Source organism: Streptomyces sp. CB01201 (assembly GCF_002803085.1).
Taxonomy (GTDB): Bacteria; Actinomycetota; Actinomycetes; order Streptomycetales; family Streptomycetaceae; genus Streptomyces; species Streptomyces hundungensis.
In genome coordinates this window covers 183,754-208,235 of sequence record NZ_NNBJ01000005.1, presented here as the reverse complement: position 1 = coordinate 208,235, position 24,482 = coordinate 183,754, and the positions used below count along the sequence as shown (strand labels likewise).

Here is a 24,482-nt window from a genome sequence, read left to right as displayed (position 1 = left end):
GCATAGGTTGGTTGCTGCGCTAAGCTGCCCCGCATGGCGGCATCACTGGAGGAACTCGAGCAGCGCCTGTCCCACCTGCGCACCGAGCTGCGCGGTGCCGTGCGCGCACGGGACAAGGCCGAAACCGCGCGCATCCGTCGCGCGCTGCGCGAAGCCGAGGCCGCCTGGGAGCACGCCCTCGAGACCGAGGCGGAAGCGGACGGCGAGGCACTCCCGGCCGAGCCCCCGGCCTCGCAGACGTCGGCAACCACAGGCGCACCACGCCGCACGGAGCGCCCGACGCACGGCTCCGTCCCGATCCGCGAACAGGTCCACCAGGCACTCATCCTGCTGGGTGCCCCTGCCTCCCCGAAGCTCATCTCGTCCACGTACGAGGCGTTCTTCACCGAGTCGCTGGTCGCCACCAAACTCGCGTCCCTGCGCCGCGACGAGGAGCGCTCCTTCACCGCACAGGGCTATGCCCGCCCGTACTACATCTGCGCGGCACTGACCCACGACCGCCTGGTCCCCGCACGCGGACTCCTGGCCCTGTCCACCTGGCCCGTGGAGCGGCGGATCATCGGCCCGCTCAGCCCGCGTGCCGACTTCCTCACCCACGCGGTGGGAACCGCCGAGCAGATCCAGCGACTCACCACCACGGGGCATCCGGCCCCCGACGCGGCCTGGCGGCTGCTGCGCCGTTTCGCCCTCACGATCCCGGGCGCCTACGATGCCGCGGCCCCGGAACCCGACCCCGCCCGCGTGATCGCGGCCGCCCACGCCGAAGCGGCCGTCCACCAGCGGGAGGACGACCAGCAACGGCAAGCGGCCGCGCAGCGCGCCCGTCCCCAACTCTCCGACGTACAGCAGCTGTTCGGTGCGGCACCGATGCGTGACGCCCTGCGCGACGCGAGTGGGACCCTGTCCTGACGACCCCTTCACGACGGCGATGACGTCAGACGCCTCGCACGCCGGTGAGCTCCCGAAGACGTTCCCGAAGTAGAGACGATGCCCTCGCAGCAGTCCGAACCTCCCAACAACCGACTCGCGCGGCTGCGCGGACCGCAGCCCCCTCAGCCGTACACCGCCCGTAAGATCACCGCCCTGACCGCCAATCCCGCCTGCGCCCGCCGCGCCGTCCTCGACGCCGCCGGAGTGGACAAGGCGCTGCTCGCCCAGCAGGTCGGATACGAGCCGCGCTTCGGCCAGTCACCCTTCGCTCTCGCCCGCGAACAGGCGTTCCACGGCCTCGTGAAGTGGGGCAGCTACGCCGAGCTCATCCGGCTGCTGCGCGAGCAGCTCTGCGTCCCCGTGGCGGAGGCCCATGTCACCGACCTCAACGAGGTAGGGGGCAACACGGCCCTGCACCTGCGCGAGCGGGAGACCCGCCGCCTCATCGCGCACGTGGCCTCCGGCCAGGACGTACGGCTCATCCTCGACCGTCCCGTGCTCACCCTCGAAGTCGCCGGTCAGACGGCGTACTTGGAGCCGGACTCGCTCACCCACCGCATCGGGGGGAAGTTCCACGTCGTCCTCATCCGCTCGTTCGCGGCGATCGACGGCCAGGCCAATCCGACCGCCGTCGCCGAGACGGCCAAGCAGGCCGCGGTGTACGTCCTCGCGCTGCACCACGCCTTCGAGACGGCCGGCCTGCCCACCGAGCAGATCTCCCACGAGTTCCTGCTTGTCTGCCCCAAGGACTTCTCCAACCGCCCCTACGGCCGCATGATCGACCTCCGGCAGGAACTCGACGCTCTCCAGTTCCAGCTCTCGCGGCTGCGGCGCGCCGAGGACCTCGCGGCCCGGCTCCCCGAGACGACGACCCTGGATACGACCCGAAGCGCGGACGAACTCTCCTCTTCCATAGAGGCGTTGGACGCGTCGTACACACCCTCCTGCCTGTCCTTCTGCGAAATGGCGCGGTATTGCCGCGACGAGGCCGCCGAATGCGCCTCACCGGCCCGCCTGGGCAGCGGTGTGCGCAACGACCTGCCGGGCATCGACTCCACCCGCACCGCGCTCGACTACCTGGACGGCGTCGCCGCCCCCGGAGAGGCCGAGGCGGAAGCCACCGACCTGCTGCGCGCCGCCGCCCGGCTGCGCCGACTCCGCCGGGGGGCCGCATGAGCGTCCTGTCCACCGTCGCGACGCTCACGGCGTCCCGCACCGGCCGTGCCGAACCGCTGACGACCGTCCGCCACCAGCACCTGGACGAGAAGCCGTTCGTCCTGGTGCCGCTCACCCTCGCCGGCGAGGCATGCGCGCCCCTGGCCGCGCTCGCGGGTACGGACCCCGAGCACCCGACCCTGCTGACCGTCCACCAGCCGCGCAACCGCGCCGAACGCTTCCGGTTCGCCGAGCGCCTCGCCGCCCTCCTCCTCGCGTACATCGACGGGTGCCGGACGGAGACGGAGCCCTACACCGTCGGCCGCGGCAAGGAGAAAGAGGAACGCCTGCGCTGCCGGCGGGCCCCGCAGCTCCTCGTCCCGAACGGCGAGGGCATCTCGTATGTGCGCCTGCTCGGTCGGCTGACCAGGCTGCGCGCCACCGAGGGGCCGTACGCAGTCGAGCAGTCCGTGCCGACCCTCGGCAAGTGGCTGACCTGGTTCGCGGACCTGGCCGAGTTCCCGAACTCCGGTGTGCTCTTCGCGATGACCCGGCTGCTCGCCGCCAACTGGGCCACGGGCCAGAGTTCTTCCGAGGACTCCCACCTCGCGTCCCTGCTCGCCTGGATCGATCCGCCGGAGGGCAGCGACGGCGCGCGGGCGGCACGGGAGGCGGAGGACCCCGCCGTGTGGCCGCCGGCGGGTCCGTCCACGGACCCGGTCTTCGACCGGACCCTGCACGAGTTGATGACGCGCTACGACGAGGCGTCCGACGGCCGCGGACGCGAGGCGGTCGGCCGGCAGATCGACCGTGAGCTGAGCGGCCAGATGCTGCCCACCTGGCGGCTGATGTGGCGCGGCGTGGAGCTGCTCCGCGAGCTGCCGGAGGGCGCCCACGTCCCCGGCCGCTGGGCCCTCGACCGGCGCTGGTTCTCCGAGTACGCCGAGTACGTGGAGGCCGACGGCCGCCCGCAGGCCCGCCGCGACCAGGCCGTCCGAGCCGCCCGCCGCCTGGCCCGGCTAGAGGACGCGGTCACCCGCTTCGAGGCGCAGCGCGCGTACGACGACCCGCTGGTGATGGCGGAGTACGAGCTGACCGGCGAGGCGTTCACGGGCACGGTCACGACCAGGGATGAGGACCGCTTCGTCCCCGGCGACCGTCCCGGATCCCAGGTGTGGCGTCCGACGATCACCCTCCGCACCGGCACCGACACCCGCGTCGCCCTGGCGGTCGGCACGGCGGTGAAGTCCCCGGCCCGGCCCGGCCAGGAGGCCCGCATCCTCGAAGTCAGGCAGGAGGACGACGGCGGCCACACCGTGGTGCTCCAGCTCAAGGGCGGCTTCGACAGGAAGCGCACACCGCCGGCACCGCCCGGCACCCTCGCGGAGACCGGCGAGGAACTGACGTACACCGCGCTCAACCCCACGGCCATGCCGTCCGCCCTGCCCGACGAGGAGAACACCCCCTGGACCCACGGCGGTCCGCCCCATCCGTACGAACCCACCGACGAGGACGCAGAGGAGACCTGGGAGTGACCGCCCTCCTTCCCGACACCGTGGAGCCCGAAGCCCTCACCCCCGGCGAACGCGCGGACCGGGCGGTCGAGGGCATCCTGACCAGCCTCGACACCGCGCCCGGCCGGGGCGTCGTGGTGGACTCGCCGCCCGGAGCCGGGAAGTCCACGCTGGTGGTGAAGGCCACCGGGCACCTGACGTCCGCGGGCCACCAGCTCATGATCGTCGCGCAGACCAACGAGCAGGTCGACGACCTGGTGGACCGCATCGCGCGGGAGCATCCCGGCCTGGCGCTCGGCCGCCTCCACGCCGGCGGCCACGTCCTTCCGCCCCGTGTCACCCGGCACCCCAACGTCACCGGGAGCAGCCAGGTGGCGGACCTGCGCGACCTGCCCGTCGTGGTGTCCACCGCAAAGAAGTGGTCGTTCGTCACGCCGGACAAGTGCGCGCCGTGGCGGTGGGCCATCGTCGACGAGGCGTACCAGATGCGCTCGGACGGACTGCTGGCGACGGCCCCGCTGTTCGCCCAGGACGACTCGCAGGTCCTCTTCGTCGGCGATCCCGGCCAGCTCGACCCCTTCGCCACCGTGGAGTCCGACCGCTGGCACGGCCTGACCTGGGACCCCTTGCGTAACGCGGTCGACGTCACCCTCGCCCACAACCCCGACCTCGTACGCCACCAGCTCCCCGTCTCCTGGCGCCTCCCGGAGACGGCGGCACCCCTGGTCGAGGAGGCCTTCTACCCCTTCTACCGGTTCGTCCCCGGCACGACGGCACCGGAGCGCGTCCTGTCGTACGCCAGCCTGTCCCACGGCTCCACCCCACTGGACGACGTCCTTGCCCGGGCCGCCGACTCCGGCTGGGGCCACCTGGAACTCCCCGCCCGCCACACCCTCGACCAGGACCCGGAGGTAGCGGATGCCCTCGCGGCGACAGCGGCCCGGCTGCTGGAGCGCGGCGCGCTGGTCAACGGGGAGCCTCTGACCGCGGACCGCATCGCGATCGGCACGGCACGCACCGTGCAGGCGGACGCGGTCCGCACCCGCCTCGCCGCCCGCGGCCTGACCGACATCACCGTGGACACCGCCAACCGCCTCCAGGGCCGCGAGTTCGACGTCACCCTGGTCTGGCACCCACTGTCCGGCCGCCAGGACGCCTCCGCCTTCCACCTGGAGACGGGCCGCCTGTGCGTCCTGCTCTCCCGGCACCGCTTCGCCTGCATCGTGGTGGCCCGCGCCGGCATCCGGGATCTGCTGGACCGGCATCCACGGAGCAGTCCTGTGTATCTGGACGTGCCGCCGAAGTTTCCGGATGGGTGGCGGGCGCATCAGGTAGTGATGGGGCATTTGGAGCGGGGGGAGCACCGGGTGCGGGCGGCGTGAACATGGCACGAATGGGGTCATTGTCGGTGGCAGGCTGTACGGTCCACGAAGGCGTGGCGTGAGGGAGATATCCAGAACATGGCAGCAGTGATCGAAAACCCGATCATCAATTCGCCGTACGCGGAACCGGCCTGGCACTGGGAGCTGGACCAGCGGGGCCAGCCGACCGGCGAGCGGGTTGCGGGGCGCCGCCCGAGCGAGACCTGGATGCCTGTACCGCGTGCCAGGAAGGGACGCAAGACCGGCGCCGGCGTTCAGCACGAGCTGTTTCTCGACGGCATCCTGGAGGAGCGCAAGGGCCAGGACGTCATCGGCAACATCCGAGCCGAGGTCTCCCGCTGGCGCCAGGCGGGGTATCCGAACATCACGCCCACGACGCGTCGTCTTCTGGAGTACTGGACGGACGGCACCCGGGAGCGAAAGCTGTTCTTCGCCCAGGTGGAAGCCGTGGAGACCGCCATATACCTGACCGAGGTGGGCACGAAGCTCGGCAAGACGTGGATCGGCGCCCACCTGGACGAGGCCAATCAGGAGCACAACGCCGGCCTGCCCAGAGTCGCCCTGAAGATGGCGACGGGCGCGGGCAAGACCGTGGTGATGGCGATGCTGATCGCCTGGAACACCCTCAACAAGGTCGCCGGCCCGCAGGACCGCCGGTTCGCCAAGCGCTTCCTCCTGGTGGCGCCCGGTGTGACCATCCGGGACCGGCTGCGTGTGCTGATGCCCTCCGACCCTAACAACTACTACAAGGAGCGGGACATCGTCCCCGCAGACCTGTGGGGTGCGCTCGGTCAGGCTCAGGTGGCGATCACCAACTACCACACGTTCATGCTCCGGACGACGCGGGAGGGTCAGGGACTCGCGTCCAAGACCAAGAAGCTGCTCCTGGCCAGGTCCAAGGACGACCCCTTCCTCGAGACGCCCGCCATGATGGTCAACCGGGTCCTGCGCGATCTGGGCGGGAGCAAGGGCGAGATCATCGTCTTCAACGACGAGGCTCACCACTGCTACCAGACCCGCGGGGCCGCCCTGGAGGGGGCCATCACCGTGGACGAGTTGAAGGGGGAGGAGAAGAAGCAGGCCGAGGAGGAGAACAAGCACGCTCGTCAGTGGTTCGACGGTCTGAACCACATCATGCGCAAGACCGCCATCAAGACCGTCTACGACCTCTCCGCGACCCCCTTCTACCTGAACGGCTCGGGCTACCCGGAGGGAACCCTCTTCCCCTGGGTGGTCAGCGACTTCGGGCTCCTTGACGCCATCGAGTCGGGCCTCGTCAAGATCCCGCGTGTACCTGTGGACGACGACGCGGAACACAAGGACGTCTCGTACCTGAACCTGTGGGAGCACATCAGGGACAAGATGCCGACGCGCGCCCAGAAGCCGGAGACGCTCGCAGACAAGACGCTCCCCCCTGTACTGGAAGGTGCCGCCCACAGCCTGTACCGGAACTACGCACAGGCGTTCGCGCGGTGGGAGGAGGAGACCCAGGCCACCGGATCCACGCCCCCGGTGTTCATCATCGTCTGCAACAACACGACGGTCTCGAAGTGGGTGTACGACCAGATCGCCGGACGTGAGCTCCCGGACGCGGACGGTCTCGGCAAGCCGGGCATGCTGGAACACTTCTCCAACTACGACGCCCAGGGCCGCCGCTATGCCGTCCCCCGCACCATCCTGGTCGACTCGGCGCAGCTAGAGTCCGACAACCCCCAGCTCGACGCCCAGTTCAAGGCAGCGGCGGCCGAGGAGCTGGAGGCGTTCAAGGAGGAGTACCGCACCCGGTTCCCGGACCGCGACGTGGAGGCTCTGAAGGACGCCGACCTGCTGCGAGAGATCTTGAACACCGTCGGTAAGAAGGGCAGACTCGGGCAGGACGTGCGGTGCGTGGTGTCCGTGTCCATGCTGACGGAGGGCTGGGACGCCAACACGGTCACGCACATCCTGGGCGTGCGTGCCTTCGGAAGCCACCTGCTGTGCGAGCAGGTGGTGGGCCGCGGCCTGCGCCGCATCTCTTACGCGGTCAACGAGGAGGGGCTGCTGGAACCGGAGTACGCGGACGTGTACGGCATCCCGTTCCAGTTCATCCAGACCGATCCGAACCGGGAGCTGAAGTCCAAGCCCCGACCGGAGCCGAAGCACGTCCGGGCCATGAGGGACCGGGAGGACCTGCGCATCACTTTCCCTCGCCTGGAGGGATACCGGGTGGAGGTGGAGGAGGCGCAGTTCTACGCGGACTTCACCGAAGCGGAGCCGTTCAAGGTCGACGAGGGCGTCGCCACGCGGGCCGATGTGGAGGGCATCGTCGGAGAGCAGGCCCGGCACACGCTGGTCGATGGCAGGGGCATCCGCGTGCAGCAGGTCTCCTTCCAACTAGCCAAACACGCACTGGACTTGCTGGAGGATCCGAAACTCGGACGCAAACCGTGGATGTTCCCGAACCTGGTACGGCTCGCCAAGGATTGGATCACACACTGCGTCGGCACGGACAACCAGCGTGCCCTGGCGATCATCTCCCAGGTTTCCGAGGAACGGCAGCGGGCCGCTGAGTTGTTCTTCGCCGCGCTGAACCGCCAGGAAGGCGACAACGCGTCCAAGGTGCTGCCCATCTTCGCGCGCTATGCGCCGGAAGGCTCCACGGACAACGTGGACTTTTACACCACCAAGGCAGTCTACGAGGCCGACGAGGACAAGTCGCCGGTGAACTACGTCGTGCTCGACGGGATAGACGGCAACACGTGGGAGCAGATCCTGGCCACGCTGCTCGACGGCAACAAGAACGTGCAGTCGTACGTCAAGAACGACCACTTGGAGTTCGCGATCCCCTATCTCTTCGCGGGACGCACGCACCGGTATCTGCCCGACTTCATCGTCCGGCTGAAGCCCCGGGACGAGGACGACGAGCAGCGCCACCTGATCGTGGAGGTCTCGGGCTCGCGCAAGTCGGCCGGCAAGCGGGCGGTGAAGGCGGAGACCGCGCGGATGTGGTGCGCTGCCGTGAACAACCACGGCGGCTTCGGCAAGTGGGGCTATGTCGAGCTGTCTCAGAACCCGACCACGTTCAAGTCCGGCCTGGCGGCGGCAATCGAGGCGCTCTACGGCGACGGGGCGCTGACGGGTCTGTACGAGGAAGGGCTCAAGAGCGTGGACAGGCTCAAGAGCGACGATAACGAAGCGGACTGGGGCGACGACGACTACCCCTGGGACGACGACCTGTTCAGCGCGGCGCGCGAGGCCGAGGGCGAATCCCGGCAGCGGCAGCAGCAGCACGACGGCAACAACGACGAGGAAGGGAAGTAAGCACGATGGCCGCTCCCCGGAAGCGCAGTGCGAAGACCGCCGCGAACAGCACCAAGGCCGTGCAGGCCATACAGCATGAGGAAACACGAGTGAACAACCCGACGGCGGACGCGTTCGACCTGGTCACGGAAGCGGTCGAGGCTGCCATGACCTGGCGCGGCAAGCGGGACTTCGCCAAGGACCCCCAGCTTGTCTGGAAGGGCAAGGACGAGCAGGACCGCGAGGACCTGGAGGTCCCGGCGCCGCCGATCTTCCGGCAAGAGCGGATCGAACCGCGTTACCTCGTCAAACAGCTGATGGACGAGACGAAGAGGCCGCGGGAGAGCGCGGGAGGTGAGAGCGCTGGGGAAGAACTCTCACTCTTCGGTAGCGAGTTCTTCGACGACGGTATCCCGGATGAGCTGGACAAGGTTGACTGGTACAACCACCAGATGAACTGGACCAACCGCATGATCCTGGGCGACTCGCTTCAGGTGATGGCGAGCCTTGCGGAGCGGGAGAATCTGCGGGGCAAGGTTCAAATGATCTACTTTGACCCGCCCTATGGAATCAAGTTTAATTCGAATTGGCAGGTCTCAGTAGATTCTCGCGAGGTCAGAGACAATGACATCGCATCAGTCTCGCGAGAAGTGGAACAGATTCACGCCTTTCGCGACACTTGGGACCTAGGAATTCACTCCTATCTCGCATACTTGCGCGATCGGATCTCAATTTCCCGAGAACTACTGACAGAATCAGGTTCCATCTTCGTGCAAATCGGCGATGAGAATGTCCACCTGGTTCGCTCCATCTTGGATGAGGTATTCGATCCCACAAATTTCGTATCCCTCATTCCATTCACCAAGGCAGCTGCAGGCCTGGAATCAACCAGGAGGATTCCTTCACGCGTGGACTACTTGGTCTGGTACGCGCGAGACGCGAAGCGCGTCAAGTACCATTCCCTGTACGAAGAGCGAGGTGATGCACTCGAAGCCGGATTCGATTATATCCAATTTTCGGACGGCAAGTACAGGCGCGTCACCTCTGAAGAGCGATCCGGAAAGGCAGCACTACCTGACGGACGACTTTTCCGGCCGATCTCACTCACGAAGCCTGGGCCAGGTTCCAAGTATGAAATCGAGTTCAACGGGCAGAGTTACACCTCTGGAAAGCGTTGGTGGGGCACGCCAAAGGAATCACTGGAGCGACTCATCGCCGTGGGCAGGGTACTGCCTTTCGGTAACACGCTGCGCTACCTTAGCTTCGCAGACGACTTCCCCTACAAACCCATCGGTAACCTTTGGGCAGGGTTCGTCGGAGCATCCAATCCGACTTACGTCGTGCAGACCAACGAAGCCATCGTTCAGCGTTGCATCCTGATGGCAACAAATCCTGGTGATCTTGTACTCGACCCTACATGCGGATCCGGAACCACCGCCTTCGTGTCTGAGCAGTGGGGGCGGCGATGGGTGACCGTCGACACTTCTCGGGTGGCCATCTCCCTAACTCGACACCGACTCATGGGAGCCACCTTTCCGGCTTACCTACTTGCCGATTCCCCCGAGGGAAAGAAAAAGATCAGCGAACTTTATGGGACCCCGTTGGATCGTTCGCCATCCAAGAGCGACGTACGCAAAGGTTTCGTAACACTGCAAGTGCCGAGAATTCAGCCAAGCACGATCGCTAATTGCCCTGATATTCGCGAAGGGCTATCTAAGGAAAAAGTCGATCAGGCGATCCTTAGGAACGCTAAGGTCGAGACTATCTGGGATAAGCCACACGAGAATAAGAAGGCTGTTCGGGTCGCCGGAGCCTTCACCGTGGAGTCCTTGTCGCCACACCGCGTCCTCTCCGAGCAGGAGGTTCCCGCCTCCGAAAGGGGCGCCGAGATGATGCCGTCCGGCGCCTCGTACGAGGAGACGATCCTGGAGCACGTCAAGAAGGCGGGCGTGCAGAACGGCTACCGGAACGAGCGGCTGGAGTTCGAGTCGGTCGAACCGGTGTCCGGGCGGATACTGACCGCCGTCGGCATCCGCAAGGATGCCGAGGAGGGGACACCGGCCCGCGTCGGTATCGCGCTCGGTCCCGAGTACGGAACCGTCGACTCCCTCTTCATCAAGAACGCGGCCCGTGAAGCCCTCCGGTTCGGCGAGATCGATCTTCTGCTCATCCTCGGTTTCGCCTTCGACGCGAACGCGACCGAGGCGACCAACGAGATCAACCAGGAGCGAGGCGAGTTCTCCGTCATCCAGCAGCGTCAGGTCGGCAAGATGGCCGTGCTCAACGTCCGTATGAACCCGGACCTCGCCATGGGCGACGAACTCGCCAACACAGGCGCCGGAAACCTGTTCACGGTCTTCGGTGAGCCCGACATCGAGCTGACGGAGACGAACGACGGCCAGCTCGTCGCCGAGATTAAGGGACTCGACATCTACAACCCGACGACGGGTGACGTCCGCGCCGAGGGTCCTGACGACATCATGATGTGGTCCATCGACACGGACTACGACGCCGAGGCCTTCATCGTTCGCCACGTCTACTTCGCGGGCGAGAACGGGAAGTCCACGGGGCTCAACCCCTACGAGCGGCTCGGCAAGGCGCTCAAGGGACAGATCGACGACGAGGCGCTGTCCACCCTCTTCACCACGAAGTCCCGCCCCTTCCCCAAGCCCGAGTCCGGACGCATCGCCGTCAAGGTCGTCAACTACTACGGCGACGAAGTCCTCAAGGCCATCGACATCTGACACCACCACCGGGTGGGGTGCGTACCGCCACGGCACACACTCCACCCGCCACCGATCACGCCACACGAAAGCACCAGGTCACCGCACCAGCACCAGCACCAGCACCAGCACCACAGCCAGTTTCGGGGGGAGCAGTGCAGTTTACGGACGCCCAGCGCACCGCCATCGACACCCACGACGACAACCTCCTCATCGTCGCCTGCGCCGGTTCCGGCAAGACGGAGGTGATCTCGCAACGGATCGCCCGCCTGATCGGGCGGCCCGGTGTCCAGCCCAGGAACATCGTCGCCTTCACCTTCACCGAGAAGGCCGCAGGCGAGTTGAAGGAGCGTGTGCACACACGGATCCGCGAACTCCACGGCGAGGTGCACGGCCTCGCCGAGATGTACATCGGCACCATGCACGGCTACGCCCTCGACCTGCTGCACAGCCACGTGCCCGAGGCGTTCAAGTACAACGTCCTCAACGACGTGCAGACCCGCCTGATCATCGACAAGTACAGCACCCAGTCAGGGCTGACCACGACGAACGCGATCGTCCAGGGAACCCCGAAGCCCCTGCGGCGCTGGGTCAACTCAAAGCTGTACCAGCAGGTCATGTCGATCCTCCGGGAGGACGACGTAGATCTGGACGGGCTCCGCCCCGACGTGGCGGACGGGCTTGACAAGTACATGCGACTGCTCAGCGAACGCGCGTACTTCGACTACACAGCCATCCTCCACAATACCGCGGTCCTGCTCAATGACAAGACAACGACGAGGGCGACGAGTCCGTCCTGAGCCTCCAGCGGCACGTCAAGGAGACCGTCAGGTACGTCGTCATCGACGAGTACCAGGACACCAACCCGGTCCAGGAGCAGCTGATCCGCGGACTCACCCGCCACGGGGCGAACCTCTGCGTGGTCGGTGACGACGACCAGTGGCGCGGCAGTGCTGTCGAGAACATCCTCACGATCGAGAACCGCTACCCGGGCGTCCGCCGAGCCACGCTGAACGAGAACTTCCGCTCCAGCCCCGCCATCGTCGACCTCGCGCGCCGAGTCGTCGAGCAGATTCCGCCTGGCGAACGCCTCAGCAAGGCGATGACGGCCGCCGGCCACCAGACCTTCGACCGCGGCGACCTGCTGGCACTCGAATTCCCGGACACGGAGGCGGAGGCCGGCTGGCTCGTGGACCGCATGGAGCGGCTGCGCGGCGTGCCGTTCCAGGACCGGGAAGGCAGCGAGCCCCGAGGACTCGACTGGTCCGACTTCGCCGTCCTGTTCCGCTCCGTCAAGGCCGACGCCGGCCCGCTCGTCGAAGAGCTCCGACGCCGCGACATCCCGTATGTCATCAAGGGCCTGACCAATCTCTTCGAGACACCGGAGGTCCAGGCGGCCGTCAGCTGCTTCCGGTTCGTCGCGGGGGAGGCCGACGAGCAGGACGTGATCGACGCATGGGTCGACGCCGGCGTCGGGCTCACGGAGGGGGATGTCCGCGCCGGACTCCCCGTGCTCACCGCGGCCATGCGGTGGGACGCGTCCAAGCCCTGGGACCCCACCACGCTCCAGGGCGTCTTCCTTGATTTCCTCGAAGCCGTCGAGCTGCGCGAGGAGCGCCTTCCGCGCGATCGGGGCGAACTCGTCTACTACTACCTCGGTCGCTTCTCCACCGCGATCGGGGACTTCGAGCGCATCCACCTCACTAGCGAGCCCCAGCAGCGGTTCGACGCGTTCGCCAAGTGGGTCGAGTACCAGGCTCCCGACTACTACGAGGAGTCCGACGGGGACAACGGCTACGCCCAGCCCAACGCCGTCGTCATCGCCACGGTCCACCAGGCCAAGGGCATGCAGTGGCCGGCCGTCATTCTGCCCGCCCTGCGCAAGAACACCTTTCCCGCCTCCGGCCGGGGCGGACTCGGCGTATTCCATGTGGTCGAAGAGAGCCTCGTCCCGGGCGCGGCCCGATACCGGGGCACCGAGGCGGACGAGCGCCGCCTGTTCTACGCCGCTGTCACCCGCGCCCAGAAGTACCTGGCACTCTCCTTCGCCCCCACGGAGAAGCGCACAGGCAAGAAGCGTTCGGACTTCTTCAACGAGGCCACGCAGGTGCACACGTCCTGACGCGCGAGGTCCGCCCTTCCCGACGGACGGCTCACGCCAACCCCCATGCGTGGTATCCCCGAGGTCGTCATGTCCTTCTCGGACCTCAAGTACCTCTTCGAGTGCCCGTACTCCTTCAAGCCGCCTTCTGTACGGCTTCGACTCGCCTCTGCAGAAGGAACTCGGCTTCGGCAAGTCGCTCCACGACGTCATGGCGGAGATCCACAAACGGGCCATCGAGGGCGACATCGCTGCCCCAGAGGAGGCGGAGGACCTGGTGGACCGCCACCTCAACCTCCCCTTCGCGAACAAGGCGGCGGCAGACCAGCTCCGCCCCGCCGCCGAGACGGCGGTGCGGCGCTACCTGGAACGCCACGGCGCGACCCTGCACCAGACGAGATACTCCGAACAGCCCGTCGAGATCCACCCGGTTCCCGGCGTCACTGTGACCGGCCGTGTCGACCTGATCAAGCGACTGGACACGAACGAGACGTCGGTCGTCGACTTCAAGTCGAGCGAGCGCGCCCAGGCCGAGAACCTCACCCGTGACCAACTGCACCTGTACGTGCTCGGGTACCGGGAGCTGACGGGACAGAACGCGGATGTTGTCGAGGTCCTCAACCTCGACAAGGCGGGGGCGTGACACGCGCGAAATGGTGGACCCCGAGGTCATGACCGACCTCGGCAAGCGGGTCACCGAGGCTGCCGACTCCTTGCGCACCAACCGACTGCCCCCCTGGACAGTTGGTGTTCGTCCTGCGCCGGCTGCGACTTCGTGGGCATCTGCCGAAGCCGCGAAAGCTGACGGAACTCTGCCATCCCATTTGATGATCTCTGCGGCACTAATCCGATGCAACTTCCTTTCCACTGTCAGCAATTTCACGGGAGCCGGGGACTCCCACGCCTGGACGAGGGCTTCACCATCTACTGTTGTATCGACGACAGCGTGAGCACCCGCCACGTCCGGCACGAGGGTCGACAGGGACCGAAAGAGTTTTGTCATCCCTCTCATTCAGCACTCAGCGACACACGTATCCCTTGCCCCGTGCGTCTGGGTGCCACGTTAACGTCCTGCGCACCAAGATCACACCGAGCTGGACGACCTGCTCGATCGTCAGGTCCGGCGTGGGATGCTCCGATAGACGAAGTCGGGCGCGAACCCGTTGCAGGCCAACGGAGCATGCGGGGCGGTTGTGGGTCGCTCGGGACCGATGTCGCCCGGCAGGGTACGTGCCCGGTCAAAGCAGAAGTAGTCGCCGTAGGCGCGGGCCTCCTGTTCGCGGACTGCCCGCCGTGTCGGGCCGGGCCGGTCAGGTGGACCAGCCAGACCTGGCCTTCCTGGATCTGCCAACCGGACAGGGTGTCGTCTCCGCGGTGAACATCTCCACGATGCCCTGGTCTCGGCTCATTGCGGTCCGCACGATGACGCCGACCTGCTCCATCTCCTGCGCCAGCTCTGGCCGGACGAGGCTGTGCAAGCAGGCACCTTCTGCACGGTCGCGTCCAGTCGAGCGTTCTTGAGGACTGCGACTGCTTCCTCTGGCACCAGCAACGGTTCGGCCCCCGCGGGGTGCCGACCCTTGGCGGCCAGTCGCACGAGCTTGTCGATCAGGTCGAGCCAGTGCTCGAACACACCGGCGCCGAACCCGTCCGCCCGCCGGAGATCGGGCAGACAGGACCGCAGCGCGGCACACAGGTCCTCGTGGCTGCGGTATCGCCAGGTCAGACCGTTCGGGGTCGTCCATGAGCCGTCCGGCCAGCCGGGAGCGACCAGGCTGAGCAGTACCAGGACGGGATGGTCCAGGCCGTGGAGATTGCTCGCTGCGTACACGTTCGACTGGCCGCTGTCCGGGAGCGAGACCCGCCAGCATTCAGGCCATCGAAATCCCTTGCGGAACTCGAGACCATCCGGCCGCTCCTGCTGGGCGCCTACTCAATCCAGATTCGGCATACCGGAGCCCACAAGCCGACCAAGTTCGCCAGCTCAACTCCGCGATAAGACTCTCGTCGGCGCGGGATAAAACTGGCCGGTTAAGCGGCCGCATGTCAGGATCGGGCTGTGCCTGCTTTTCTGGACGCCGCCGAGAGTGCGAGGTGCCCTCCCGTGCCGCCCCCGCAGGATGCGGCGGGTGGTGTTCGTTGCGTTGCTGAGCTCGGACGGGCGGCTCGCTTTTGTGGCAGACGACTTGCCTGGAGCTGTTCCCCGATGGGTGCTCCTTTCAGGATCCGTCCGAGCCGCAGAGTCCTACCGTGAGGCGGCAGCACGCATACTCCGCAATGTAGTCGGCGCGATGCAGGTGCGCGCGGGCGCTGTTGAAGGTTGCCACTGGGCTCAGGTGCCTGTGCCCGTAGGTCGGAGCCGCTGAGAGGCGCGCGTGTTCATTTTTCGTCTCGCTGCGGCTGGTGATCCGCCGGAGCATCTGCCCTGGAGGGGAGCGACACACTGGGCACGGCCTGAGCAGTGGCAGGAGTTGTGCACGCGGTGCGATCTGCCAGATGTGGATGTGCTGTTGACGGGATACCTGGAGGGGTGGATCCCGGACGGGCGGATCACGTTGGGGCCTTGAGCCCCGGGCACCTCGGCGACCGCTGTCACTCTGCCCTGGCGATCGTGGTGGCGGTCTCCTGCAGGGCCGTGGCAATCGCTGGCATGTCCTGTTCGCGCAGACGTACGGCGGGTGCGTACACGGAGATCGCGGCGAGCGGCTCCCCGATGCGGTTGCGGATGGCCAGGCCTACGCCGTGCAGGTCGTGTGCACTTTCCTCGAGGTCTGCCGCCCACCCCCGGGGCTATGACTTCCTCCAACTCCACCTCAAGCAGCGGCCACTCAGTGATGCTTCCTGCCGCCGTGGCAGGGAGCGCGGCCGGGAGTGTCGCGCGTACATCTGCCGGGTCGCGCAGTGCGAGCAGGGCCTTGCCTGCCGCTGTTACGTGGGCGGGGAGCTCCCGTCCGAGCGGAACGCTGACGCGCAGGACGTGCCGGCACTCGACTCTGTCGAGTGGGCGGACGACGGCCGCATCCAGGGAGTACAGGCACACCGTCTCCTGCAGCTTCTCGGAGAGCTCCTCCAGGGGGCTGCGCGCCTGTCGTCGGACGTCCAGCTGGGCGATCGCGGTCAGTCCCATGCGTACGAGCTGCGGCCCCGCTGAGTATCCGTGCTGGCCAGCATCGTGGCGGAGGAAACCCGCGCGCTGCAGGGTAACCAGGATGCGGTGTGCGGTGGAACGTGAGATACCGAGCTCCCGGGCGGTTTCGGTAACACCGACTTCCCCCGGTCATACGCCAGGACTAGAACATCTAGGGCCTTCGTCACCGACGCCAAGGCCTCTGTCGCCGACAGATGCTTGCCATCCACCATGAAGGAACCGTAACGCTCAAACGTTCCCGGAGACCGGGAGCTTCGACAGAATCCACACGTCAGAATTCCGCGATGGCACGTCTCACAGTTCCGGTGCGGCATCGCACGAACCCGGCTAGCCAACTCTGCTCTGCGCCAAGACAGGTCGAGTCCTGCGATAACCTCGACCGGACTTGCCGTGCTTGAGCGCACTGTTGACCGTTTGATAGCACCTCACAAGAACTGCGTGCGTGCCACAGTGTGCCGTCCCTACACTGGCAGCGACCTTCCTTAGGAGTTCGCTATGGCGGGATACCGGACCAGCGCACCTGCGTCAGACAAGGGTGTATACATCGGCCAGGCCCGGCATGCCGTGAAGGAGCTGATCACTTCACTGCGCGGCGAGTTGGCGACATTGGAAGCTGTGTGCGCGATGATGTGCCAGGGCGCCGAATCCACCGATGGCCGCGAAGAGCCGCCGGCCACTGGCGAGGACGCGGAAACCTCCCAGGCTTCCCGGGAGAGTCCGTCTGAAGTTTCCGTCGCCGACGAGGATCCTTCGTCCGAAGATGCGCGCCCGGGGATTGGCACTCGGACCCTGGGGCCACCGCGTAACGGAAGCATGCGCGATGCGATCCTCACACTCCTGTGCGCTGCTCAAGAGGCAATGTCCATCACTGATATCGCGGCGGCGGTGCGCCCGGGAGCGGACGCGACGGTCCGCTCATCCGTAGGAAAAACCCTCAACCGCATGAAGCAACTTGGTGAGGTGGAAAACGTAGCACCGGGAATGTTCCGGGCCGTGCTGTCATCCCGAGCTGCTTGATCCACCCGAGAACGACCCTAAGCCAACAAGCAGGCCTCCCTCGATTAGCGGTCGAGGGAGGCCGCCAAACACGCGAACGGACGCTTCTCCTAGCAGGGTTCCGGTCCGTCGCGCACGTTCACTCTAGCGCTCCCATGGGTGGCGCTAGAGGGCGTCTACGCCATTCCGTACTTGAGCGTGCACGACTGACCTCAAATTGGCAAATGGGGATCAGTCATGAGCACATTGGGTCGCATTCGATCCGGGCCAAAGCGCCAGGCCCAGGGCCCGTTCCAGTCGGCAGACCGTCAGCACATCCGGCCAGGTGGCGCCCGCCAGCAGATCGCCGATGGTCTGTCTGCCGACGTTGCTCTGGGCGGCCAGGGCACGCAGCGAGAGCTCCGGCCTCTCGCGCAAGGCGGCGGCGAGGCGGCGGGCAATCGTCTGGACCACCGCCGCGGCGGGCTCCCCGGCGATCCGGGCATCCGGCCACTCCTCCGGATCGACGGCGTAGCTCCATGGCGGCGCCGTGCGCGCTCGGCCTCCGGTCATAAAGATGCATTCCTTCAGATCGTGATCGACACTGACACCAGCGGCCGGTTAACCGGCCGCCTGTCATGGGCCTTGCGCCTGGAGGTCGCTGTGTCGAATCGCCTGCTGGCTTACGCACAGACTGGCAGGACCGCACCAGCAAGCACATCGCATCGGACTGGCTGGCCAGGTAATCCGCGGATCATCGGCCGTTGTGACGGTGCAGTGCTGCAGACCCAGCGGCTGCGTACGACCTGGCTCGTCGAACCGCTGAATGCAGGCATTCCGCTGAAGGTGATCCTCAAAGCGTCGGGACTCGGGACCCTGCACAGCCTCTCGCGATACCTCGTCTTCCTCCACGACGTGCCCGAAGCGGAGGCATCCGATTTGTTGAGGGGGCGGCGGCATGAGCAGGAAGAACCAGAAGGACAAACCCTGCCGGCGTACCGGCCTCGCCTTACGCCCTGCACCGCAGGCCCCCGGCCGTACCCTCAGCGACCGCGTTGTGAGGCAGGTCTTCGACCTCGTGCGCCACAGCGGAGTACTGGAACGCCTTCCCTCCAACGAGCACCGGCCAGGCCCGAAGGGCTTCCCGTTCCGCACAGTGCTGATCGGCCTGATCCTGTCGCAGTACATGGGCAAGAGCGCGAACATCAACGACGCATGGGAGACACTCTTCTTCGCCCTGTCTCCAGGATCCAAGGCCCTCCTCTGGGGCAAAGAGCCGGACTACCACCAGGACCGGGCCTCGCTTGAGATCACCGCCGGGATGTACGTGAAGCGAGGAACGCAGAAGAAGCAGAAGAAGGCGGGACCCAGCGGCAAACCTGCGGCTTCCACGAACACTGGCACCCGGCGTGGCACGGCGAACAAGCCACCGCCTCGCAAGACCAAGTCGAAACAGGAGAAAAGGGCCAAGGCGCCGGAGAAGAGAGAGTTCCGCTACGCCATGCCGACCTCGCCGACGCCCACCCCGCGGTCTGCCTCGGCATGATCCTTCACACCCCGGGCACCGAACCCGGCCCGGCCGCCCTGCGCGCCATCCAGCCGGCCTTCGAACGAGGCCTGGTCAAAGACCTGTTCTGCGCCGACCGGGGCATCACCCAGGCCAAGCCTCACAACCTGCATCTGCAGCTGCTCAAACTCGGCCTCAACGCGGTGAAGCACTACAACGACGACAAGGTCGACCGGCAGGGAGAGTTCCGCGGCATGCAGCTGGTCGGCGGCGAGTTCTACTGCCCGCTGATGCCCACCCCGCTCATCACTGCGGGCGCCACATACATCGACAGCCGCACGGACGAGGACCGAGCCCATGCACTCAACTTGATCCAGTCCCGGAAGGACTACCAGACCAAGATCAAGGAGTACGGGCCCGCAGGGGACCAGCGTCGCCAGTGCCCCGCCCTCGGGTCCCACGCCACGGTCACCTGCTACCGCCGGCCCCAGCCACGCCCGTCCACCGTCGTCGACCTCGACGCTCCCACTGTCCGTACCCCGGCAGCCCTGCCCACCATCCCAAGGCCCAAGCGGGACACCCCCGTCTACCCCGACATCTGCAGGGGGAAGAGCATCACCGTCCCAGGCACCGTGTTGGCCAAGTGGCGGCAGAAATACCCCCTGTTCACCCCTCTGTGGCAGGAAGCCTGGTCCGGACTGCGCAGTCAGAACGAGGGCGGCAACGGCAACCTCAAGAAGTCCGCCCTCGACAGCATCGACAATCCCCAGCTCCGCCTGCCGCACGGACGCGTCGCACAGACCCTGCTCAACACCGTCATCATCTTCGTGGCGAACCTCAGAGCCATCCGACGGTTCCTCCGCGACCAGGGCATCCAGCCCCGCAAAGCCGGCACGCAGAGCGCCACAACCCAACCCAGTGAGCCTTCCGCCCCGCTCCAGGCGCGACCGCTTCCGGCCGAGCAGGTCGAGCCTCCGCCGCGCTCCGCCCCCTGTAAACCCCACATGCCTGCGTCACGGCTACCAGCCGTCGCGCAGGCATGTCCTGTTTCCGCAGGTGAGAGGTGCAGTGCCTGGACCGCCACCGCCTCACCCCCTCATCGGGCCGATCACGAGGCTCGAGGCCCCAGAAACGACGAAATACCGGCGAGTAACGTGACTCGACCGGTAATTCGTGAACGCTTCGGGACGATCTCGTGAACGTCCCCAGCTGGTGTCCGAGGGGGGACTTGAACCCCCACGCCCGATAAAGGGCACTAGCACCTCAAGCTAGCGCGTCTGCCATTCCGCCACCCGGACAAGGTGTCTGTCTTCGCGGTGTGTTCCCCGCGGCGACATAGAGAACTCTACCAGGGGTTCGAGGTGCTGTTCACCCGCATATTGCGTGGTCAGGCGAGCGTCAGGCCCCCCTCGCCGCGACCCAGTCGTCGTTCGCCTGCCAGGCGTACAGGGTGTTCCCCTCCATGTACGCGTAGTACAGGCCGCAGCGGGCCGCCACGCGCTGCTCGGCGTTCTTGGGGAACCAGGTCGACCTGATGGCCGGGGGGCGCGGTGCCGTGTCCGGCTTGTGGGGCGTGCAGGTGGCGGGAAGGGCGGGCGAGGGCAGCGTGGCCTTGATGAGGCGGTCGCCGCCGGTGGTCTTCATCGCGTACTCGATGCGCTTGGCCCCGTCCGGCAGCCAGCGGGGCACGGAGGCCCGGTCGCCCTTCGCCTCCTGGCCCGAGCGGTAGGAGGCGGCCTCGTCGTGGCGGTTCTGGTACCAGTCCTTCGCCGCCGGTACGGCCACGACCGCCGCGAATCCCAGGGCCACCAGGACCGACACGACCGTGATGACGATGGTCCGGGGCCGGCGGGGAGTGCGCTTCGGAGGCATGGCGATCGCTCCTGGTTCTGCTCGGGCGAGGGTGGGGTGATCAGGTGATCAGTCGAGTGCGTCGTGTTCGTTGTCTTCCATTCTTCCGGCGCGGATGTACCGATTCGTACTCCGTGAGGACCAATGTGTGTACGTCTGTGGGACCACTGGGTGGCGTGGCGGCCTCCGCCTCGCGACGCACGCCTAGCCTCGCCGGGTGAGCAACAGCAAGGGCGAGGGCAACAGCGACGCCGATGGCGGCGGCAGGGACGGCGGCGCGAGCGAGGGCGGCGGCGAGGGCGCCCGCGCCCGCAGGGGCAAGGGGTACCGGCGGCCGCGCGCGCTCTCGCCGCTGCGCGAGCACCTGCGCGACACCTTCTGGTTCGCGCCCACCGCCGCCATGGTGCTGATCTTCGTGCTGTGGACCGGCGCGTCCGCACTCGACGCGGCCATCGTCCGGCTGCTCCAGGAGCATCAGAACCTCGCCGAGATCGACGAACTCATCCGGATCGTCAATGACATCAAGCCCGTGGTCAGCACGGTCAGCTCGGCGATGATGACCTTCATCGGTGTGGTGTTCAGCATCTCGCTGGTCGCCGTGCAGATGGCGAGCGGCCAGTTCAGCCCGCGCGTGGTGCGGATCTTCGTCCGGTCCCGCATCACCAAGCTGACCTTCGCGGTCTTCCTGTCCACGTTCACGCTGTCGCTGCTCGTCCTCACCTCGTTCGAGAGCGAGGCCGAGGCGCGGCACGTGACCACCGTGCCCATCGTGCAGAGCGTCCTCACGCTGCTGATGGTCGCGCTGAGCCTCTTCCTGTTCATCGCGTACGTGAACTCGACGCTGCGGCTCATGCGCGTCGGACACGTCGTCGACCGGATCACGGGTGAGTGCCTGCGGGTCCTGGACCGGATGCCGCGGGGCGACTTCGACGAGGCGCTGGTGGGTCCGGAGCGCGGGCGCATCGGTTACGTCGGGCAGTCCGGGGTGCTGCGGGACGTCAACATCGCCCGGCTCGTGCGCGCCGCCAAGGCTCAGGGCGTGGTGCTCCGACTGCTCCCCCGCATCGGGGACTTCGTGGTGCCGGGTACGCCGCTGCTCTCGGTGCACGGGAGCGGGCAGGGCGACGGGCCGACCCGGAGCGCGCTGCGCTACACGGTGATGGTCGGCGTGGAGCGTACGTTCCACCAGGACCTGGCGTTCGGGCTGCGCCAGCTCTGCGACATCGCTCTGCGGGCGCTGTCCCACGCCATCAACGACCCGACCACCGCCGTGCTCTGCCTCGACCGGATCGTCCAGCTGCTCACGGTGCTGGCCAACCGGCCGCTCGGCGCCGTCGGCCATCCGGACGGCAAGGGCGAGATCAGGCTGGTGCAGGATGTGCCGAGTTGGGCCGACCTCGTCGATCTCGCCTTCGCCGAAATCCGGCTCTGCGCGGTCGGCAGCCCGCAGGTCACCCGTCGCATCATGGCGGGCCTCGACGATCTGCTCCGGATCGCGCCCGGAGAAAGGCGCCAACCGCTGTTGCGGCAGCGGGAGTTGCTCGCACAGGCCGTCATGCTCGCGGTCCCGGAGGCCGAGCGGGGCTTCGCCCTGGAACCGGACCGGCAGGGCATCGGGTGAGATCGCCATGCCGGTCCGGAGTCGTGGGGCCCTGAGTCCCGGAGTCGCGGGGCCCCTGAGTCCTGGGCCCGACGTTGGGGCTCGGCGCGGGGGCCCGGCTCGATGCGGGGGCCCGGCTCGATGCGGGGGCCCGGCTCTGTGCGGGGGGGGGCACAGCGCGGGAGGCCGGCGCGGGGGCCCGGTGTTCTACGGGATCAGCTGGTACGCCGGGAAGTTGCTGGGAGCGCGCTCACCGGCCGGGCCCTCGGTCACGGCCCGCACGAGCAGCTCGCCCCCGACGAACGCTCCGCGCCACGACGCGCCGAAGCCGCCGAACAGCTCCTCGCGGTCGCCGCGCGAGCGGGGCTTGCCCCTTCCGACCTTGAACGCCCGGATGTGCGGAGCCAGGCGGTCGTACGTCTCCGGGTCGTCGGTCGACAGAGTGGCGACCAACGCGCCGTTGGAGGCGTTCATCGCGGCGAGCAGCTCCGCCTCCGTGTCGACCAGCACGATGGTGTCGACCGGGCCGAATGGCTCCGCGTGGAAGAGCGGCGAGGACGGCGGCGGGTTCAGGAGGGTGACCGGCGGCAGATAGGCGCCGGTGTCCTGGCCTGGCAGGAAGCGGCCGTCGGCCAGGGTCGCGCGGTGCAGCGGGACGGCGCCCCGGTCGATGGCCTCGGCCACCTGGTCGCCGAGCTCCTTGGCCTTCGCCGCGTTGATGAGCGGCCCGAAGTCCAGTGCGGGCAGGGCCTGTTCGGGGTGCTCGACGGCCAGGGGATGGCCGAGGCTCACGGAGCGTACGGCCGGCAGGTAGGCGGCGAGGAACTGGTCGAACAGGGAGCGCTGGACCACGAACCGGGGGTAGGCGGTGCAGCGCTGCTTGCCGTAGTCGAAGAGCTTGGGGACGACTGCGGCGAGGGCGTCCCAGTCGCTGAAGTTCCAGATGCCCCAGGTGTTCAGGCCCTCCTGTTCCAGGATGTGCCGCTTGCCGAGGTCGGCGACGGCGGTGGCGATCCGGGCGCCCGTGTCCCGGCCGCCGACGAAGGAGACGCAGCCGATCTCCGGGGAGCGCACCAGGGCTTCGGACAGCTCTCCCCCGCTGCCGCTGACCAGCGTGATCGGGATTCCCTCGCGCACGGCCAGGGCGGCCGCCAGGGTGAGGCAGGCGACGCCGCCGTCGGTCGGGGCCTTCGCGATGACGGCGTTGCCTGCGAGCGCCTGCACCAGCATCGCGTGGACCAGGACCGACATCGGGTAGTTCCAGCTCGCGATGTTCGACACCGGGCCGGGGAGCGGGGTGCGGCCGTCCAGCATCGTGTCGATGCTGTCGGCGTACCAGCGGACGCCGTCGATCGCCCGGTCCACGTCCGCCTGGGCGAGGCGCCAGGGCTTGCCTATCTCCCAGACGAGAAGGAGGGCGAGCAGCTCGCGGTGTTCGGCCAGGGCGTCGAGGGTGGCGCCCACGCGGGCCCGGCGCTCGGCGAGCGCCACGTGGCGCCAGGCCCGGTGCTGATCGAGCGAGGCGCGTACTGCCTGCCCGGCGGCGGGCCCGTCGAGGCGGGGCGGGCCCGCGATGGGGGTGCCGTCGACCGGGGATGAGGCGGCGAGTGCCCGGCCGTCGGTGTGCCACTGGCCGGCCCAGAGGTTCAGGACACGGTCGTCCCGGAAGGCCTCGGGGGCGACGGCCCGACTGCGCCCCCAGGCGTCGGACCAGGCGGTGCCGGGCTTGAGAACGAGGGGGGCGGACTTCCCGGCGGGGCCGCTGCCAGGTGCGGGGCCGCTGCCAGGTGTCCGAGTGGTACCGGGTGCGGGGCGGGAAGCCGGTGCGGGGCTGGGGCTGGGGCTGGGTGCGGGGCTGGGACTGGGTGCCATGAGGGTCTCCGCTCTCGGTGCGCAGGCTGTCGGGGCGGGGGTGCGATGGCTTGTGTTACCGGACGGTAGTGAGTTGGAGGGCGGTTCGGCACGTACAGGGCGTGAAGGTGAGTGACGTCACGTGATCGCGGGGGGGGGGGCGGGCGTAGAGGCGGTGCCTGGGGCCGTGCGTAGGTGCGGGCTCGCCTCGCGCCTACAGCGGGGCTCGTTCGCCCGCCCCGTCCGCACCGCTCCACCCCTTCCCGTTCCCCTTCCCACCGTGCCACTCGCGGCCCCGCCGCGCGATGTCCGGCGGTGGTGCGCAGCTTGGGGCCGAGGCGCGACCTCTGCAGCGCCACCAACTACGACCTGGTCTGGAGCGGCAAGCTGCTGAGCGGCCTGTTCGGCGGCGGCCTCGGCTCCATAGCCGTGAGGTGATGCGGGCCCCTGCACGTACGGCCGCCCC

The 24,482-nt window shown here is 67.6% G+C and carries 17 protein-coding genes, 1 tRNA gene and 2 pseudogenes; 13 read left to right on the top strand and 7 right to left on the bottom strand.

What is annotated here, in order from left to right:
- The first annotated feature begins 33 nt into the window (after positions 1–33).
- The 9 genes from CG740_RS13135 to CG740_RS41870 all read left to right on the top strand — a co-directional run bounded on the left by CG740_RS13135 (position 34) and on the right by CG740_RS41870 (position 13,727).
- Positions 34–909, top strand: a complete 876-nt coding sequence (locus tag CG740_RS13135) for a hypothetical protein (RefSeq protein WP_100575260.1) — start codon at positions 34–36, stop codon at positions 907–909.
- A gap of 78 nt (positions 910–987) precedes the next feature.
- Positions 988–2,106, top strand: coding sequence for a hypothetical protein (locus tag CG740_RS13130; RefSeq protein WP_100575259.1), 1,119 nt, complete (start codon positions 988–990; stop codon positions 2,104–2,106).
- Positions 2,103–3,620 (top strand): hypothetical protein, encoded by a 1,518-nt coding sequence (locus tag CG740_RS13125; protein WP_100575258.1) that lies wholly within the window; start codon positions 2,103–2,105, stop codon positions 3,618–3,620. The genes CG740_RS13130 and CG740_RS13125 overlap by 4 nt, the downstream gene beginning before the upstream one ends.
- Entirely contained in the window at positions 3,617–4,981 is a 1,365-nt protein-coding gene (locus CG740_RS13120; RefSeq protein WP_100575257.1) for an AAA family ATPase, read from the top strand. Before CG740_RS13125 ends, CG740_RS13120 begins: the two co-directional genes overlap by 4 nt.
- Positions 4,982–5,059: 78 nt before the next feature.
- Entirely contained in the window at positions 5,060–8,281 is a 3,222-nt protein-coding gene (locus tag CG740_RS13115; protein WP_234376228.1) for a BPTD_3080 family restriction endonuclease, read from the top strand.
- An 89-nt stretch (positions 8,282–8,370) separates the two neighbouring features.
- Positions 8,371–11,004, top strand: a complete 2,634-nt coding sequence (locus CG740_RS13110; protein ID WP_234376227.1) for a site-specific DNA-methyltransferase — start codon at positions 8,371–8,373, stop codon at positions 11,002–11,004.
- Between the two features lie 134 nt (positions 11,005–11,138).
- Entirely contained in the window at positions 11,139–11,783 is a 645-nt protein-coding gene (locus CG740_RS41880; RefSeq protein WP_234376226.1) for a UvrD-helicase domain-containing protein, read from the top strand.
- The gene (locus tag CG740_RS41875) at positions 11,780–13,105 is read left to right on the top strand and encodes a 3'-5' exonuclease (protein WP_442802826.1); all 1,326 of its coding nucleotides are present in this window, start codon (positions 11,780–11,782) and stop codon (positions 13,103–13,105) included. The genes CG740_RS41880 and CG740_RS41875 overlap by 4 nt, the downstream gene beginning before the upstream one ends.
- A 49-nt stretch (positions 13,106–13,154) precedes the next feature.
- On the top strand, positions 13,155–13,727 hold the full coding sequence (locus tag CG740_RS41870) for a PD-(D/E)XK nuclease family protein (RefSeq protein ID WP_267895401.1): 573 nt from the start codon (positions 13,155–13,157) through the stop codon (positions 13,725–13,727).
- 762 nt (positions 13,728–14,489) lie between these two features.
- Here CG740_RS41870 and CG740_RS39630 read toward each other — a convergent pair.
- The 3 genes and pseudogenes from CG740_RS39630 to CG740_RS41860 form a co-directional block, all read right to left on the bottom strand.
- The gene (locus tag CG740_RS39630) at positions 14,490–14,915 is read right to left on the bottom strand and encodes a hypothetical protein (RefSeq protein ID WP_159030289.1); all 426 of its coding nucleotides are present in this window, start codon (positions 14,913–14,915) and stop codon (positions 14,490–14,492) included.
- A 761-nt stretch (positions 14,916–15,676) separates the two neighbouring features.
- Positions 15,677–15,859, bottom strand: a pseudogene (locus CG740_RS41865) (IclR family transcriptional regulator domain-containing protein); the annotation flags it as partial.
- Between the two features lie 25 nt (positions 15,860–15,884).
- Positions 15,885–16,349 (bottom strand): annotated as a pseudogene (locus CG740_RS41860) (IclR family transcriptional regulator); the annotation flags it as partial.
- Positions 16,350–16,727: 378 nt separating this feature from the next.
- On the opposite strand from CG740_RS41860, the gene CG740_RS39620 reads away from it, so the two are divergent.
- Complete coding sequence (locus tag CG740_RS39620; protein ID WP_159030287.1) at positions 16,728–17,249, top strand: hypothetical protein; 522 nt, start codon at positions 16,728–16,730, stop codon at positions 17,247–17,249.
- Between the two features lie 210 nt (positions 17,250–17,459).
- On the opposite strand, the gene CG740_RS13085 is transcribed toward CG740_RS39620, so the two are convergent.
- The gene (locus tag CG740_RS13085) at positions 17,460–17,780 is read right to left on the bottom strand and encodes a helix-turn-helix domain-containing protein (RefSeq protein ID WP_079259476.1); all 321 of its coding nucleotides are present in this window, start codon (positions 17,778–17,780) and stop codon (positions 17,460–17,462) included.
- 385 nt (positions 17,781–18,165) lie between these two features.
- On the opposite strand from CG740_RS13085, the gene CG740_RS13080 reads away from it, so the two are divergent.
- Positions 18,166–18,753, top strand: coding sequence for a hypothetical protein (locus tag CG740_RS13080; protein WP_159030286.1), 588 nt, complete (start codon positions 18,166–18,168; stop codon positions 18,751–18,753).
- Complete coding sequence (locus CG740_RS13075) at positions 18,750–19,913, top strand: hypothetical protein (RefSeq protein WP_100575252.1); 1,164 nt, start codon at positions 18,750–18,752, stop codon at positions 19,911–19,913. Before CG740_RS13080 ends, CG740_RS13075 begins: the two co-directional genes overlap by 4 nt.
- A gap of 11 nt (positions 19,914–19,924) precedes the next feature.
- Here CG740_RS13075 and CG740_RS13070 read toward each other — a convergent pair.
- Positions 19,925–20,012, bottom strand: a tRNA-Leu gene (locus tag CG740_RS13070).
- Between the two features lie 100 nt (positions 20,013–20,112).
- Entirely contained in the window at positions 20,113–20,586 is a 474-nt protein-coding gene (locus tag CG740_RS13065; RefSeq protein ID WP_100575251.1) for a hypothetical protein, read from the bottom strand.
- Positions 20,587–20,782: 196 nt separating this feature from the next.
- Between CG740_RS13065 and CG740_RS13060 the strand changes: the two genes are divergently transcribed.
- Positions 20,783–22,186: a DUF2254 domain-containing protein gene (locus CG740_RS13060; protein ID WP_234376224.1), complete on the top strand. Its 1,404-nt coding sequence runs from the start codon at positions 20,783–20,785 to the stop codon at positions 22,184–22,186.
- 186 nt (positions 22,187–22,372) lie between these two features.
- On the opposite strand, the gene CG740_RS13055 is transcribed toward CG740_RS13060, so the two are convergent.
- Positions 22,373–24,037, bottom strand: coding sequence for an aldehyde dehydrogenase family protein (locus CG740_RS13055; RefSeq protein WP_159030285.1), 1,665 nt, complete (start codon positions 24,035–24,037; stop codon positions 22,373–22,375).
- Positions 24,038–24,482: the final 445 nt, after the last annotated feature.